Consider the following 15,332-nt stretch of genomic DNA (forward strand, 5'->3'; position numbering starts at 1 on the left):
CGACTGGACTAGAGCAGCATTGCCATTGGGTCTTCCAAGAAGCTCTTGAAGGCCTTCAGGAACGCGGCGCCTAGCGCGCCATCAACGACACGGTGATCGCAGGTCACCGTAACCGTCATCATCGTCGCGATCGCGAGCGCATCGTTCTTAACGATCGGGCGTTTTTCGCCCGCGCCGATCGACATGATCATGCCGTGCGGTTCGTTGATAATCGAGGCAAAACTCTTGATCCCAAGCATGCCCATGTTCGAGATTGAGAATGTGCCGCCCTGGAACTCCTCGGGCTTTAGCTTCCTCTCGCGCGCCCGCAGCGCAAGGTCGGCCATCTCAGCGCTGATCTGAGCCAGCCCCTTCGTTTCGGCGGCCCATATGATCGGCGTGATAAGGCCGTGAGGGATCGCCACAGCGACTGCAACGTCGGCATGGTGGTGCATGGCGATGCCATCGGGCGTGTAGCTGGCGTTGGCCTCTGGCACCAGTTTCAGTGCGAGCGCCGCCGCCTTGATGCACATGTCATTGACGGAGATTTTCACGCCGTTGTCGGCGAAGCGTTTGTTGATCTCGCCGCGGGCTTTCAGAAGCGCATCAATTTCGAGGTCGATCGTGAGCGGAAAGTGCGGCACATCGCGAAAACTCGAAGTCATGCGCTTCGCGATTGTTTTGCGCATGAGATCAAGCGGCACGAGATCGTAGCTGTTTGACCGGATGCCGTAGCTTTCTAAAGTTGCGGGCGGCGCTTGCTGCGGCGCGGGTTTTGTCACTTCGCGCGATTGCTGCGACGCTTGCGTTTGTGTGGCCGCGGGCGGCGCTTTGCGGGCGGCTTCCACATCAGCTCTGACGATACGACCGTTAGGACCTGAGCCCTGGAGGCCGCTGAGATCAATGCCCCCCTGCTCCGCGAGGCGACGCGCCAGCGGCGAGGCAAGAATGCGCTCTGCAGGCTTCGAGGCGACCGTTTGCGGCGCCGGCGCGGCGCGCTTCGAAGTGGGCTCGGGCGGCGCTTGTTTGGCTTCGGTGGACGTTGGTGCGCTGCTCTTCGCTGCCGCAGGCTTTGCCGCTTGGCCTTCGCCCGAGAGCACCGCGATCGGTGTGTTGACCTTTACGCCCTGACTGCCCTCTGGAACCAAGATTTCGGCGATGACGCCTTCATCGACGGCCTCAACCTCCATGGTTGCCTTGTCCGTCTCGATCTCGGCAATGACCTGGCCCGGTTCGATCTTATCGCCAGCTTTGACATGCCACTTTGAAAGATTGCCCTCCTCCATTGTTGGCGAGAGAGCGGGCATGGTGATTGGAATCGACATTACGAAGCTCTTTTCGATTGCAGCGCGACGTTGACAATGTCGGGCTTCCAGCGATGGATAAATGTCATGTAGCCGAGGACGGCAAAGACCGAGACCATCCCAAGCCACAAGAGGATCCGCACCAGGCCATCTATGCCATTGCGCGCATTCTCCAGCGCCCCGCGACCTGCCGCGCTGATCTCGCCACTGGCTTCAAACTCAGCCAGTCGGGCAATGAGCGCGGCGTGCGTGCTTTCAGCACCAAGCATCACAACGAGTAGCAGCAGCAAGATCAGCGACACGAACGCGAAGGCGCCAAGGCGCGCGATGAACTGAGCGTCACCAACAAAGTAATTGAGCGCGACGATGTAGGTGGAAACCACCGTGAAGATGATTGAAACGCCCAAGAGCAAAAGGCTCATATAGCCGATCAATTGTTCAACGACTTCGCCTTCGCTCATCGTCCAATCTCCCTAAGAGTCATCGGCGTCCATCGTGCGGCGCGGCGCATCAGGCGCTCTTCGGCGCTTTCGCCTTCAAGGCTGGTCAATGTCGCCGGCAAATGCTTCAACGCGCCAATCTGCAGGCCGACGACGTTGATAACCCCGATGGGACCGTGCGGGCCTTGCATGTGCGTGGCGACATACGTCCCGCAGTCGGGGCAAATGAGAAAATCCGTCGTCTTGTGGCCGAAGCGGTAGCGATTGAAACTTTGAGACGAGGTGAGCGTCAAGCGCCCCTCAGGATCGCTCGCTGACTTCACGCCACGCGATGAACAAAAACCACAGCCGTCATGACGGAGGCGAACGGGTTGGTTCGTCTCATACTCGGCGTGCACAGCGCCGCAATGGCAGGCGCCGCGATAGATCACCGATACATCACCGCTTTTACGGCATCGATGATCTTCTCGACATTCGGCAGCGCCATTGCCTCAAGATTGGCAGCATAAGCTAGTGGGGCATCGACTTGGTGGACGCGCGTCGGTGGCGCATCAAGATAGTCGAACGCATCAGCTGTGACACGCGCGCAGATTTCAGCGCCGACGCCGGACTGGCCCCAACCTTCTTCGACCGTCACGATCCGGTTCGTCTTGCGAACGCTGTCGAGAATGGTCCCGGTATCAAGAGGACGCAGTGTGCGCAGATCGATAACCTCAACTTCGACGCCATCTTCCGCAAGTTGCTCTGCCGCCTTCAGCGCGAGCCCCACCATCCGTGAGTGCGCTGTGATGGTGACGTCGCTCCCAATCCTGCGCACTTTGGCCTTGCCGATTGGAACGACCCAATCCTTCACGTCCGGAATTTCGAATTCCGCGCCGTAGAGCATTTCGTGCTCCAGGAAGACTACCGGGTTTGGGTTGCGGATCGCCGCCTTGAGTAAACCTTTCGCGTCAGCGGCGTCGTAAGGTGCAATGACAATGAGCCCGGGCACATGACTGTACCAGGATGAATAATCCTGACTGTGCTGCGCCGCGACGCGCGAGGCCGCGCCATTGGGACCACGGAAGACGATCGACGACTTGATCTGTCCGCCGGACATGTAGAGCGTCTTGGCTGCGGAGTTGATGATCTGGTCGATGGCCTGCATGCCGAAGTTCCAGGTCATGAATTCCACGATCGGCTTCAAACCAGCCATCGCGGCGCCAACACCAAGTCCCGCGAATCCGTGCTCTGTAATTGGCGTGTCGACAACGCGCGTTGAGCCGAACTCTTGCAGGAGCTCGCGGCTCACTTTGTACGCGCCCTGATACTCAGCGACCTCTTCGCCCATGAGGAAGACGCGCTCGTCGGCGCGCATTTCTTCGGCCATGGCGTCACGCAGCGCATCGCGCACCGTGACCTTCACCATCTGCGTGCCGGCCGGAATGTCCGGGTCGGCTTGTACAACGGCTGTAGCGCCTGAAGTAGGCGCCGGTTTAGCGCGCTGCGGCGTTTGCGGCGCCGGTTTCGCTTCTTGTTTGGGCGCAGCCACATCGCCTTCGCCGGCAAGCACGGCGATCGGCGTATTCACTCTCACGCCTTGCGCGCCTTCCGCGACCAGAAGTTCGGCAACCGTCCCCTCATCGACGGCTTCGACTTCCATCGTCGCTTTGTCGGTCTCGATTTCGGCGATAACTTGGCCGGGCTCGATCCGGTCACCGACCTTTACGAGCCATTTTGCCAAGTTGCCCTCCTCCATGGTTGGAGAAAGCGCGGGCATGAGGATTTGCGTCATCAGACGAGGATCCCAAAGAGAGCAAGATAAATGAGCGCGCAGGCCACAATGCCCGCGAACCAGAACAACGGACGAATGATCGGCCAGCCAGCGAGATAGGTCACCGAGTGCGCGAGACGTGCAAAGAAGAATACTTGCGCGCCAAGGATCGTCCACTGGTTCGAGAGCCCGATTACCGCGGCGATGAGAATGCCCGGGGCAAAGAACCATAGGTTTTCGCGCATATTGTCGACGTTGCGCTTGGCGCGCGCGACGAAGGTGTTTGCCGCCGGAAGATTGTCGCGGTTATTGGCGAGTGTCAGGCCGCCGTGCTGGCGAATGCCGGCGCTGGCCTGGATGAACACGATCACGAACAGAAGAATGATTGAGTATGCGAGATACGTAAGTTCAGGTGTCACGTTGGTCCCCCCGGGGTCATGCTTCGATGTAAATGTCAGTCATCAATTCGCTCGGATCGGGCTCCGGGCTTTCTTGTGCGAACGCAGCGCTCTCGGTGACGATCGCGCGGATCTCGCGGTCGGCGCCCTTGAGATCGTCTTCGCTGGCGTGACCTGCGTCGAGAATGAGCTTCTTTACGTGCTCGATCGGATCGTGCTTGGCCTTCTGTTCGTCGACCTCTTCCTTGGTGCGATACTTCGCTGGGTCCGACATCGAGTGACCGCGATAGCGATAGGTCTTCATTTCCAACAACGTTGGGCCATTGCCGGCGCGCGCATTCTCCACGGCGCGCCGTCCCGCTTCCCGTACGGCGACGACATCCATCCCATCAACTTCCTCGCCAGGAATGTTGAAGGAGACGCCGCGTTTATGGAGATGGGTCTCTGAGGACGAGCGCTGAATTGAGGTGCCCATCGCATATTGGTTGTTTTCAACAATATACACGACCGGCAGCTTCCACAGCGCCGCCATGTTGAAGCTTTCGTAGACCTGCCCTTGGTTAGCTGCGCCATCCCCGAAGTACGTAAGGCAGACTTTGCCATCGTTGCGATATTTGTTCGCGAATGCGAGGCCAGTGCCGAGCGAAACTTGCGCGCCGACGATGCCGTGGCCGCCGTAGAACGCCTTCTCGATGCTGAACATGTGCATCGAGCCGCCTTTGCCTTTTGAGTAGCCGCCGCTGCGGCCGGTCAATTCGGCCATGACGCCGTTTGCGGTCATGCCGGCTGCGAGCATGTGGCCGTGGTCGCGATAGGCGGTGATGACCTGGTCGCCGTCCTTCAGCGCCGCCTGCATGCCGACGACGACAGCTTCCTGGCCGATATAGAGGTGGCAAAAGCCGCCGATCAGACCCATGCCGTAAAGCTGGCCGGCTCGCTCCTCGAAGCGACGGATGAGCAGCATGTCGCGATAGTACTGAAGCAACTCGTCCTTGGTTGCTTCCGCGCTGTGCTTGCCGTTCGCTTTCGCCATCGGTCGTATTCCTCCGCCGCCACGTAATGCTGTGCGCAGCTGGAGTGTCCACGCTGAACGGCGCGTTCCTCTTATGCGGGAATGACTTGGCTCGCTAGGAAGGTTTGCGATGCTGCATTGCAGCAAGCTTAGTTGAGATCAAACACGATCTCGTCGGGATCACCGGCCGCAAGGGTGATCCGCGCGCGTTCGTCCAAATAGTCGTTATCGAAGTTCTCGCCCGCCTGCAGGCGTTCGGCGCGCGCTTGAAGGCGCGTCTCCTCGTCAGACAGATCGGCAACGCGTTGCTCAAGAACGCGCTCTTGTGCCTGGAGGTCGACGTACGCCACGAGCCCTTGACGACCCGTGACCGCTTGTGCGCCGAGATAGAGAATAGCGGCCCCTAAACCCACACTGAGCAGTGCCGATCCTTGCTTGCTCATGGTCCCCGATCCCCGATTCGGCGGCACGTTGAGTCGAGTTGTTTAAAGAATCGTAAAGACTCGAAAATGTTTTTGATTTGTTCTTTTTGCGTGAATTCAGATAGTTAGAATTCTCGATCTAGCATTTGTGTCTCGATACGCCGACGAGCCCCCGGCGGTTGTGGAAGGCGGTGCTAGGAAAAATTTGCAGTGCTGTGGCCGAAACGATCGCGAGGCGGCGTGAGAGGCGTGCGCGCCTAACCCGCGCTAGCGGCCGCCCGCTCTGCTGCCATTCAGGATCGGGGCGCTAGCTTCTCTGCTTGAGTGTTTCCCCCGTGCTCAGGAGCGGCCTAACATGAGCGTCATGGCGAGCACGCGTGGCTTTACTGCCGACAACAAAGTTCGTGTGTTCGTTGCTGCTGCACGAGCCGATGCTTCGTTTGCAGATCAGATCGGCGCCTTCCTGCACAATGCCGGCTTCCAGCCTCTGCTCGATCGGTACGAGAGCGGCGGACATGGCTGGCAAGATCGCCTAGCGCCTCTCATTGATGACGCGGACGCGCTGGTCCTGGTTGTTAGCGAGGCGTCGGCAAGCTCAGATCAGTGTGTTTGGGAAGTTGAAGAGGCTCAGCGTTTGGGCAAGCGCGTTGTGCTGGTCCTTCCTGCTCCGCTTCGGGGCGTTGCTCGAGAACTCGCCGGCCTTAATACCATCTACTTCTACTCGGATCCCAATATCCCGAACTCTGGTTTCTACGATGGGCAACGCCGGCTGGAGGCCGCACTGCGAGGCGCCGAGCGGGTGCGCAATGGAGTTGGACCTTCGCGGCCGTCGGCTCAGGATCAGCAACGTGACGCGCGCCGGGCGGAAGCTCATGCGCGTAAAGAGGCGCACAGGTTGGGCAAGGCCGAAGCCAAAGAACTAAAGCGCGAGATACGGCGCGCCACTGGTAGGCGCTTTCCAATGTTGCGCGTCGCATTCCTAACTGTCGTGGCCGCGGTCGTGATTGGGGTGGTCATGAAGCCCGAATTGTTGACCCAGGCGCGCGCGTCGTGGGCAAGCCTTACGACGGCGGCAGAGGCCATAACGGCCGAAGCTCCGCCCTACTCGCCGATGGACGTGTCGGTCGAAGATTATGCGCCAGAGCGACCACTCTATGCGGGGCGCACGGGTGCGAACGTGCGTGACTATCCGCTGACAACCGGAGAACTCGTTGCTGAACTTCCCGCACGCACACCCATGCGCGTCACGGGGCGTCGAAACGTCCAGGGACAATATTGGTTTCGCGTTCAGCTCGAAGATGGTCGCGTTGGCTTTGTGCGTGAAGATGTCGTGACTTTCACAGCGCCTCGCGTGGCTCTCCCCATTGCTGGCGTTAGCGAGATCGCGCCAGCTGTGGCGGTGAGTTCAGGCCGTGCGGGCGCTAAGGTGCGCACCGCGCCGCGGCGCAATGCGTCCGTGATCGTCCGCGTGCCCGCGGCGACCTCGATGCGAGCGACCGGGAAAATCCGCGAAGGCGAACATTGGTGGCTTCGCGTCACTCTCGCTGATGGCCGTGTCGGATTCGTTCGCGACGATACGATCACCCCGGAGTCGCGCACCGCCGCTTCGCTCTAGCGCGCGCAAGTTCCCTTGAAGCGGCAGGGTTGCATGCTTGATCCCAAAAACGGCTCGAAGGCGCGAGCAATCGTTTCGTCGCGCATGCCCTCTCCAGAGTCTGCAACGCTGACGGCGACGCACTTCTCCTGATCCTCGACAACGATATTGTCTGCCTGCACGATGAGATCGTCGCCCTCCAGCATCGCGTCTCTCGCGTTGACGGCGAGGTTTAGCAGCGCAATTTCCACTTGGTTCCGATCAGCCTTTACTGGCCACAGACCGGGTGTGATGTGCATTTCGAAACGGATGTGCTCATTCACTGATGAACGGATGAGCCCATGAGCGCGTTCGAGAGCGGCTGTGGTGTCGATACGTTCGAGTTTCAGAGGTTCTCGCCGTGCCAATGCGAGCAACTGACAGGTGAGACCAGAGCCGCGGTCCAACGCTTGCCACCTCCGCACACCGCAATCTAGGCCTCTGAGGCAGCCGTGACTATGGCAAGCGAAAGGGAACTTGGCTCTTATCGTCCAACAATCGTTGTTGCGCGCGCGTATTCGGCGGAATCGTCCAGCATTTCGGCAATGCGGATGAGCTGGTTATATTTCGCAGTACGGTCCGAACGTGCAAGCGAGCCCGTTTTGATCTGGCCGCAATTCGTCGCAACCGCGAGATCAGAGATCGTTGAATCTTCTGTTTCACCGGATCGATGGCTCATGACAGCACTGTAGCCGGCGCGTTGAGCCATATCGACGACGTCGAGCGTTTCCGTGAGCGTGCCGATCTGATTGACTTTAATCAGGATGGCGTTGCCGAGGCCTTTCTCGAACCCGATCTCAAGTCGCTTCATGTTGGTCACGAAGAGGTCGTCGCCCACGAGCTGGCATTTGTCGCCGATGAGTTCGGTGAGCGCATGCCAGCCTTCGAAATCATCCTCGGACATGCCGTCTTCGATCGAGATGATCGGGTAGCGATTGACGAGATCGGCGAGATATTCCGCGTTGGCCTGCGGCGAGAGCGATTTGCCTTCCCCGGCGAGTTGGTACTTGCCGTTCTTGAAGTATTCGGTGGCCGCGCAATCTAGCGCAAGCGCGATGTCGTCGCCGGGCGTGTAGCCTGCCTTCTCGATCGATCTCAGAATGAAGCCGATGGCCTCATCAGCGCTAGCAAGATTGGGCGCAAAGCCGCCTTCATCGCCCACATTGGTCGAATGACCAGCAGCCTTCAGTTCTTTCTTCAACGTATGGAAGACTTCGGATCCCATGCGCACCGCATCGGCAATGGTGTCGGCGCCAATCGGCATGATCATGAATTCTTGAATGTCGATCGGGTTGTCGGCATGTGCGCCGCCGTTGACGATGTTCATCATCGGCGTTGGCAGGACACGCGCTTGAACGCCTCCGATATAGCGATAAAGCGGTTGGGCTGCGCTTACCGCTGCAGCCTTTGCGACGGCCAACGAGACCCCGAGTATGGCGTTGGCGCCGAGGCGCGCCTTGTTTTCAGTCCCATCGAGTTCGATCATCACAGCGTCGATGCGGCGTTGGTCTTCGGCGTCCATGCCGAGCAAGGCGTTGGCGATCTCACCGCCCACGGCCTCAACGGCATCGCGCACGCCCTTTCCCAGATAGCGATCGGGCTCGCCATCACGCTTTTCAACGGCCTCGTGGGCGCCGGTAGAGGCGCCAGACGGCACCGCCGCACGGCCCATCGAGCCGTCCTCGAGCCACACATCCACTTCAACGGTGGGGTTGCCGCGGCTGTCGAGGATTTCGCGACCTGTAATGTCTGCAATGCCGGTCATATTTGGTTCTCGCTGGCAGATGAATCTGCCGCCTTTTCAGCCGAGGCACGGAAAAACTCAAGGGAGCGGCCAGGCACACAATGTCACCGGTCTGCCGACGGGATTGGCGGTTAGGCGCTCAATCCAGATGCATTCGGTCGTGAGCGCTTCGATTTCAGGCGATTGATTGCGTCATTCGCTCACGGCGCGAGCACGTCATCCACCACTGCATTGCCGCTCAACGGAAATGCGGCTGAGCATCTTGTGCTGGTTCAGCCTCGTCGCTGACGCTCACCCCAGACGACAGCGCATCAGCCGATGTTTCGCCGCCGACGCTTCATGCGCCTTCGTCGCCAGGCGCGATGGCCCAGTATTGTCCAACACATTCATCGCCGCCGAGACCAATGCGCCAACCAATCCTTAGGGCGCACCAGCAGCCGTCGTTGACGTAAAGAACCAGCTTTTCTCGATGCCGTTGTTGTTCTCAGAAATGACGACGGGTGTTGGCCCCATCGCAACGCAACGACGGCTGCGGCGACGTGTGCGTTTAAGCACAACCCTCAACGTAAAGGATCGACGCCCCACCTGCGTGCACCGCCGTGACGGCGCCCTGTTCGCTCACTTCGAAGCGGAGCCCGCTTTGATTAGGCGTGGTCCAGACGATGAGATCGTGAGCCGGGGCTGGGTTATATTTTGCCGGTTCTTCGATCACGTTTTGGTAGGCGGTCCGAACTTGGGCGTCGGTGGAGCCGACACCGACGTTTTGTGCTGTGCGCGTTCGCGGCGCTTCGCTGGAAGCAGTGATGCGCGTGATGACATCACCCTCAAACATGAGCCACAGCTGATCGCCATCGGCTGTCCGGTATTCTTGCTCGGAGCACGCGCCAGGCACATCGGGCTCTAGCGCTTCGTTGTTCATGGGCTGTCCGGAGATCCGGCGTGCTTCAACGATCGGCAGGCCAATCGTCATGTCGCCATAGCCTTCCACGGCGAGCGTAGGCACGGAAACGTCACGAGCCCCCTGTGCGGGAGGATCTCGCTGGCAGGCAGCTACAATAAGGAGCAGAGCGAGCGCTAAAGCGCGCACACTCAATCTTCCTTCGGTTTGAGGACTTGCTTGCCGCGATAACGACCCGTCTTCAGATCGATGTGGTGCGGGCGGCGCAGTTCGCCGGATTCAGCGTCCGCGACATAGGTGTTCTTCGCTAGCTTGTCGTGAGCGCGGCGCATGCCACGGCGTGACGGGGTGGTTTTTCGCTTCGGAACGGCCATGGCCGGAAAACTCCTGGGTCCCGGGCGGTCGGCGCACGGGAAAGCGGGGCTGATAGGCCAAAGGCGGCTAAGGGGCAAGCTCTAGCCTACCCTCTTCGACGCCCTCAGGCGCCAAAAACCACAAAAGAGACCAGGCAAAGGATCGCTACGCCAAAAGCCAGGGCTGCGATAAGCCCTAAAACGGGGCCTTGTGGGTGGCGGCTCTGGGTCTCGTCGGTCATCGTTCTCCTCCGGGTCAAGATATCGGGTCGCCTTACGCGAGCGCCCGTGACCCGGATCACAGGGTTTTTCGGAACTTTGCGGCCCAACCCGCCGTTGGCCTGCCGGGCGTGCGGGTGAGGAGCCAAATTTATGCTTGTGCGAGATAACATGACCCGAGACGTCCGGACCGTCGCACCGGAAACGACCATCCAGGAAGCGGCGCGGCTTATGGCCGAGGCGGATGTCGGCGCCCTTCCAGTCGCCGCTGGCGATCGTCTTGCCGGCATCGTGACCGACCGCGACATTGCGGTGCGCGCCGTCGCGATCGGCAGAGGTCCGGCAACAACTGTCGCGGCGGTGATGAGCCTTGAAGTGCTCTATTGCCACGAGGACGAAGACATCGGGCACATCTCGGCGAATATGGCCGAAAACCAAGTGCGGCGATTGCCGGTGGTCGACGTCGATAAGCGCCTGGTCGGCATCATTTCACTCGCGGACATCGCCGATGCGCGGGCTAGCGAAGCCGGTGAAGCACTTGAAGGCATTACGCGCCCCGGCGGCGAACGCAGCCAATCAATCGAGGGGCGGGCCTGACGGTCTAGGCTGTGGTCGGGAGCGCGTGGACTTCGCCGGACGCGCCCGGTCTTTCGGGCGTGTTGAGTTTGAACTGACGGGTGCTCGCGGTCTCGCAAACGCCCTGCTTGATGTGAACCACTTCGGTTTCGATGACGTTGCTGTGAGGCCGGCGGATCACGGTGAACGCGCACGGCTCATGACGAAGACGCTGAGACAGCGTGCCGCTTCCAATCGAAAGTGCTCGCGTCTCAAAGAGCCGCGCCGATGCGAAATGCAGATGGCCGCTCAAAAAGAGTTCGGCGCCGGCGTCGGCAAGCTTACGAAGCCCACGTACGCCGCCACGCGTGACGCCCTTGATCGGGGCATCATTCGGCCAGTCCAACGGATGGTGCGTTATGACGATGCGCAGTGCGCCGGCCTTGGCTTTGTGAAGTTCAGCTGCGGCAATCGCGGTCTGCCCGCGTGACATTTCGCCTTGCGCCCAGTTCAGGCGAAACTGCCATGCGCGCGCTGTGTTGATCGGCACGATGCTCCATTGATCTGTATGCCAAGCCTCGTGTTGGATGCCGTGCTGCGCCCGGCGGATGCGATCCCACGGATAGAACAGTCGACCCCACATTTCGTAGTACGGCACGTCGTGATTGCCCGGGGTGAGCATTGCAGGCGATTCCAGACTCCGTATCCAGTCGCATGCGGCGTCGATTTCACTGGCGAGACCATCCTTCGAGATGTCGCCGGTGACGATGACTGCGTCAGGCTTCAGGTTGCGAACGTACTTCGCAACAGCCGTAAGCGCCGTCCTGTCTTCGCAACCAAAGTGCAGATCGGTGATGTGTACGAGTTGCACCCGCCTTACTCCTCGTTGAGTGCAAGCACCTTCGGACCGTTCTTGGTGAACGTCACGCGTACATAGGACAGAAAAGTTCGTGGCTCGCCATCAAGCGTCGCGGGAATAATTCCCGGCGCATAGATATCGCCCGTTTTGCATTTTCCGATCTCAATCGTGGGATCGTTGCGCCAATCCGCGGTGATGGCGCGAAGGCTGACACGGGCGAGTTCGAGAATATCTTTGGCGTCCAGGCGCACCCATTCGAGGTTATCTGCTTCGATGCCGCCCGAGAAGCTGGGGCATAGCACGCCTATGCCCTCCGCCTTTCGCATTTTCTCTTTGCCAGGTCTTGCCCGTAAACGACGTGAGAAGGAACGCTTCAGTGCATGTCGAAGTCTGCCTAAGGCTTCAAGCGGCTTACCTTCGCGAATGGATTCGCGCGCCCGCGCCAAGAGCGTTGGCGCACCGAATAATCCCGCAACGTAGAACGCCTCGCCATTGGCGCGACCAACAGGCAGACGGCGTTCGACACCGCGCTCCAAAACTGCGGCAAGCGCCTGGGGCCAGGCAACATCACCGTACAAAGCCTTCGGAAGAATATTGAGGGTGCCCCCGGGAAGCAAAATGAGCGGTGGGCCATTGCGCGGCGCCATTTCGGCAGCATGACGCGCCGTGCCATCACCGCCCAATACGATGATCGCATCGAACTGAGGCGCGCGCTGAAAAACGCGCTTCGACATATTGGTTGCATCGACGACAGCAAACTGCTCGACGCCCCCAGCCCTCAGCGCCTCATCCATCTGTGCGGCCGCGTTCGCTCCTACGCTGCCGGCCTTTTCGTTGAGGAGTACGAGCGCCTTCTTAATGTGCGGCCCGAGGGGGCGCTCAACTTGCGGGAGGACTTCAGGGTCGGCGGTGGGTTGCATGGCGGGAACCAACGCGGCCCCACCGCCAAAGTTCCGGTTAGCGGCTCTCTACAGAGCCACCCATCGAAGTGGAAATGTTGCTGCTGCGCCCGCCTCCGCTCACGTTCACCGCACCGCCCATGGACGCGGCGGCGTCGAAACGGTTTGAGGCGAAGACGCGTGCGTCGCCACCCATAGAGGCATCGATGTTGGCGTCACGGCATTCGAAGCCTTCCGCGCGGATGGAGCCGCCCATGGATGCTGCCGCGCTTACGTTGGTGCAGGTGCCATTGACGCGGAGTTCACCGCCCATAGCCGCCGCAAGAGACATGGAGTTCGCCGCGATGTTGGATGCTGTGAGTTCGGCGCCGCGCGATGAAGCCAGCCTGCGAACGGTCGGCATCGTCACGCGCACAGTGGCGTCGATCGGCGGTGTTTCACCCCAAAACGGACGATTGGTGCGTCGGATTTCGAGAGTGCCATCGTTGTCCACACGCGTTTGCACGCGAGAAGCGTCGGAGCCGAAAACTTCCACGCGATAGTTCTCTCCCTGGCTCACTTCGACGTGGATCCGATCTGCGGCCGAGACGCCGCTGAAGTTGGAGAGATTGCGTGTCTGCGCATGCGCGCTGGAGACGAGCGCAACCAAAGCGGCCGCTGTAATCAATGTGCTGCGCATGTTCTTGTCCTTAGCCCGCACGGCGGAGCGAACCGCCGGATGAGAGGTCGATGTTGCCGATGCCAGGATTGCCGTAAGCGACAACACCGCCGCCACTTGAGGCGTCGACATCGAGTCGGCCCGTGGCGTTGACTCGCGCATCCGCTCCAGAGGAGACATCCACACGGCCATTCTCGCAGCGTAGGTTCTGCGCATCGAGATCGGCGCCGCTCGAAGCATCAGCATTGAAGCTTGAGCAGGTGCCGCTTACGCGGAGGTCAGCCCCCGACGAAGATTCAAGCTCGATTGCACCGCCATTGATCCCGGTTGCGACGAGGTCGGCCCCGCTCGCTGCAGAAAGGCCATCAACGCGGGGCATCGTGATGCGAATGTTGGCTTGGCGCGGGCCGCGCCAGGACCAACCGCGAACAGGTTCAACCACGAGGGTATCGCCGTCGAGACGCGTTTGAATGCGAGCGGCGTCTCGACCGGTGACCTCAACATGGAAGGCGCTACCGATGGTGACTTGAACGTCCGTCCCAGCATTGGCCTCTACCCTAGTGAAATCAGAAACGCTGCGCGTCTCGGCCTGGGCCACGCCAGTTGCAGCCAAGACAATAACGGACGCTGCCAAAGCTATTCTCATGAGAAATCCCCTGCCTATGGAGCCAGGCGCAATTTGCCCGGTCTTTGGTGGAGGGATGCGCCCTGGTTGCCGATTGGATGCATCTAACCGGCGGAATTGGCCGTAAGCTCCACCAATGCATCGAAGAACTCTCCTCCTCTCTGCCTTTTTGGCGGCCTGCACGCCGACCCTAGGCGCCTTCAACGCCCTTGTTCCCAAGGACGCTGGAGCGCGGCGGGTGGCGCAAGACGTAGCTTATGGCGATGGACGTCGCCGGCAACTCGACGTCTACGCGCCTCTAGATGGAGGCCCCCACCCTGTCGTCGTTTTCATTTACGGTGGATCGTGGAGTTCGGGTGACAAAGGCGACTATTCGTTCGCGGGAGCCGCGCTTGCATCGCGCGGTTTCGTCACTGTGATCCCCGATTACCGGCTGGTGCCAGAGGTCCGGTTTCCATCGTTCGTGGATGATTGCGCCGCAGCAATGCGATGGACGCAAGATCACATCAGCGAGTTCGGTGGCGATCCTTTGCGCATTGTCCTCGTCGGGCACTCAGCCGGCGCCTACAACGCAATAATGCTTGGTCTCGACGCGCACTACCTGCGCGATGCCGGTGTCGATGCGTCGCGGGTGCGCGGTGTTGTGGGGCTCGCGGGACCTTACGATTTTTTGCCGTTTGATGTGGACGCTACGCGCGATGCCTTCGGTCAGGCGCACGATTTAGCACTCACTCAACCGGTGCATTTCGCGCGTGCCGATGCGCCGCCCTTATTGCTGCTTTGGGGTGAGGCCGACACCACCGTCGGGCCGCGCAATCTTCACGGGTTAGAGGCCGCGATGCGAGCCGCCGGCGGCGACGTCGAGGCGAGAACTTATCCAGGCGTCAATCACGTCGACATCATGCTTGCGCTGTCACGGCCCTTAAGGGTCCGCGCTCCCACGCTCACCGATGTGGTCGCGTTTGCAGAGCGCGTGACCGCTTAGGTTATGCTGCCGCGTGTGAAGCTGCGCAACAATTGCGGGGCGCCTTCGCGGTCAAAGCCAACAGCCGCCGTATAATCCATGAGCGCGCCGTGTTCGCTCTCTTCAAACTTTCCGTCCGATACGAACACGCTCATCAGAGCTCGCAAAAGAGCGACCTTTTGATCGCGGCTGAACGCGCCCGAACGTGCTGCCAAAAATGAAATCAGTTCGGCCTTGTTCAACCCTTGACGGGTAAAGCACTCTTCAACTTTTCCCGCATCGAACGTCTCGCCAGCAATTTCACGCATCGCAACCGCTATGGCGCGCTTTTCTTGTTCGTTTACGCGGCCATCAAGCTTTGCCGCATTGACCAAGGCCTCAAGGGCATAGCCAGAGAAATCGCCGCCGGTCGCTGTTTCGGTCTTGCTTGCTTGCAGGCCACGAATGAAGGTGCGCAGCGCGAACCAAAGCCCAAGAGCGGCGACAATAACGAAGAGCGCGATGACGGGACCGCCGCTGGAAGCTTGAGCGCCGCCAGCGTCACTCGCACCTTGAGCAAGAAAGAACATCATATCACCCGCCTAGAGTGGGGCGCGGTCCGTGTCGATGGGAAACGT

Annotated in this window: 19 protein-coding genes; 3 read left to right on the forward strand and 16 right to left on the reverse strand. The window is 60.2% G+C overall.

The window, feature by feature from the left end:
- Positions 1-8: 8 nt before the first annotated feature.
- The 7 genes from ATE48_RS00555 to ATE48_RS00585 form a co-directional block, all read right to left on the reverse strand.
- Positions 9-1,304 carry a pyruvate dehydrogenase complex dihydrolipoamide acetyltransferase gene (locus ATE48_RS00555; protein ID WP_066766706.1) on the reverse strand — a complete coding sequence of 432 codons (1,296 nt, stop codon included), beginning with the start codon at positions 1,302-1,304 and terminating at the stop codon, positions 9-11.
- On the reverse strand, positions 1,304-1,744 hold the full coding sequence (locus ATE48_RS00560) for a hypothetical protein (protein ID WP_066766718.1): 441 nt from the start codon (positions 1,742-1,744) through the stop codon (positions 1,304-1,306). Before ATE48_RS00560 ends, ATE48_RS00555 begins: the two co-directional genes overlap by 1 nt.
- Positions 1,741-2,154: a GFA family protein gene (locus ATE48_RS00565; protein ID WP_066766720.1), complete on the reverse strand. Its 414-nt coding sequence runs from the start codon at positions 2,152-2,154 to the stop codon at positions 1,741-1,743. The genes ATE48_RS00560 and ATE48_RS00565 overlap by 4 nt, the downstream gene beginning before the upstream one ends.
- Positions 2,151-3,497 (reverse strand): pyruvate dehydrogenase complex E1 component subunit beta, encoded by a 1,347-nt coding sequence (locus ATE48_RS00570; protein ID WP_066766722.1) that lies wholly within the window; start codon positions 3,495-3,497, stop codon positions 2,151-2,153. The genes ATE48_RS00565 and ATE48_RS00570 overlap by 4 nt, the downstream gene beginning before the upstream one ends.
- On the reverse strand, positions 3,497-3,895 hold the full coding sequence (locus ATE48_RS00575) for an MAPEG family protein (RefSeq protein ID WP_066766724.1): 399 nt from the start codon (positions 3,893-3,895) through the stop codon (positions 3,497-3,499). Before ATE48_RS00575 ends, ATE48_RS00570 begins: the two co-directional genes overlap by 1 nt.
- Before the next feature lie 16 nt (positions 3,896-3,911).
- Positions 3,912-4,907 (reverse strand): pyruvate dehydrogenase (acetyl-transferring) E1 component subunit alpha, encoded by a 996-nt coding sequence (gene pdhA, locus ATE48_RS00580; RefSeq protein ID WP_066766726.1) that lies wholly within the window; start codon positions 4,905-4,907, stop codon positions 3,912-3,914.
- A gap of 128 nt (positions 4,908-5,035) precedes the next feature.
- On the reverse strand, positions 5,036-5,329 hold the full coding sequence (locus ATE48_RS00585; RefSeq protein ID WP_066766728.1) for an FtsB family cell division protein: 294 nt from the start codon (positions 5,327-5,329) through the stop codon (positions 5,036-5,038).
- 334 nt (positions 5,330-5,663) lie between these two features.
- Here ATE48_RS00585 and ATE48_RS00590 point away from each other — a divergent pair, with 334 nt between their 5' ends.
- Positions 5,664-6,923: a TIR domain-containing protein gene (locus ATE48_RS00590; protein ID WP_066766730.1), complete on the forward strand. Its 1,260-nt coding sequence runs from the start codon at positions 5,664-5,666 to the stop codon at positions 6,921-6,923.
- Here ATE48_RS00590 and ATE48_RS00595 read toward each other — a convergent pair.
- From ATE48_RS00595 to rpmF, 4 genes are all read right to left on the reverse strand, one after another.
- Positions 6,920-7,348 carry an ATP-binding protein gene (locus ATE48_RS00595; protein ID WP_066766733.1) on the reverse strand — a complete coding sequence of 143 codons (429 nt, stop codon included), beginning with the start codon at positions 7,346-7,348 and terminating at the stop codon, positions 6,920-6,922. The genes ATE48_RS00590 and ATE48_RS00595 overlap by 4 nt on opposite strands.
- A gap of 77 nt (positions 7,349-7,425) precedes the next feature.
- Entirely contained in the window at positions 7,426-8,706 is a 1,281-nt protein-coding gene (gene eno, locus ATE48_RS00600) for a phosphopyruvate hydratase (protein WP_066766736.1), read from the reverse strand.
- 526 nt (positions 8,707-9,232) lie between these two features.
- On the reverse strand, positions 9,233-9,688 hold the full coding sequence (locus tag ATE48_RS00605; RefSeq protein WP_156767536.1) for a hypothetical protein: 456 nt from the start codon (positions 9,686-9,688) through the stop codon (positions 9,233-9,235).
- A gap of 86 nt (positions 9,689-9,774) precedes the next feature.
- On the reverse strand, positions 9,775-9,957 hold the full coding sequence (gene rpmF, locus ATE48_RS00610; RefSeq protein ID WP_066766743.1) for a 50S ribosomal protein L32: 183 nt from the start codon (positions 9,955-9,957) through the stop codon (positions 9,775-9,777).
- A gap of 369 nt (positions 9,958-10,326) precedes the next feature.
- On the opposite strand from rpmF, the gene ATE48_RS00615 reads away from it, so the two are divergent.
- Positions 10,327-10,752: a CBS domain-containing protein gene (locus tag ATE48_RS00615; protein ID WP_228126719.1), complete on the forward strand. Its 426-nt coding sequence runs from the start codon at positions 10,327-10,329 to the stop codon at positions 10,750-10,752.
- A gap of 4 nt (positions 10,753-10,756) precedes the next feature.
- Here ATE48_RS00615 and ATE48_RS00620 read toward each other — a convergent pair whose 3' ends face one another.
- From ATE48_RS00620 to ATE48_RS00635, 4 genes are read right to left on the reverse strand one after another with little or no spacing between them, the layout of a single operon-like run.
- Positions 10,757-11,581, reverse strand: a complete 825-nt coding sequence (locus ATE48_RS00620) for a metallophosphoesterase family protein (RefSeq protein WP_066766749.1) — start codon at positions 11,579-11,581, stop codon at positions 10,757-10,759.
- A gap of 5 nt (positions 11,582-11,586) precedes the next feature.
- Complete coding sequence (locus ATE48_RS00625) at positions 11,587-12,489, reverse strand: diacylglycerol/lipid kinase family protein (RefSeq protein ID WP_066766751.1); 903 nt, start codon at positions 12,487-12,489, stop codon at positions 11,587-11,589.
- Between the two features lie 37 nt (positions 12,490-12,526).
- Complete coding sequence (locus ATE48_RS00630; protein WP_066766759.1) at positions 12,527-13,147, reverse strand: GIN domain-containing protein; 621 nt, start codon at positions 13,145-13,147, stop codon at positions 12,527-12,529.
- A 10-nt stretch (positions 13,148-13,157) separates the two neighbouring features.
- Positions 13,158-13,772: a head GIN domain-containing protein gene (locus ATE48_RS00635; RefSeq protein ID WP_066766761.1), complete on the reverse strand. Its 615-nt coding sequence runs from the start codon at positions 13,770-13,772 to the stop codon at positions 13,158-13,160.
- Positions 13,773-13,887: 115 nt separating this feature from the next.
- Here ATE48_RS00635 and ATE48_RS00640 point away from each other — a divergent pair, with 115 nt between their 5' ends.
- Positions 13,888-14,736 carry an alpha/beta hydrolase gene (locus ATE48_RS00640; protein WP_066766763.1) on the forward strand — a complete coding sequence of 283 codons (849 nt, stop codon included), beginning with the start codon at positions 13,888-13,890 and terminating at the stop codon, positions 14,734-14,736.
- On the opposite strand, the gene ATE48_RS00645 is transcribed toward ATE48_RS00640, so the two are convergent.
- Positions 14,733-15,287, reverse strand: a complete 555-nt coding sequence (locus tag ATE48_RS00645) for a tellurite resistance TerB family protein (RefSeq protein ID WP_066766765.1) — start codon at positions 15,285-15,287, stop codon at positions 14,733-14,735. The genes ATE48_RS00640 and ATE48_RS00645 overlap by 4 nt on opposite strands.
- Between the last annotated feature and the right edge of the window lie 45 nt (positions 15,288-15,332).

This window comes from Candidatus Viadribacter manganicus (assembly GCF_001679665.1).
Lineage (GTDB): Bacteria > Pseudomonadota > Alphaproteobacteria > Caulobacterales > Aquidulcibacteraceae > Vitreimonas > Vitreimonas manganica.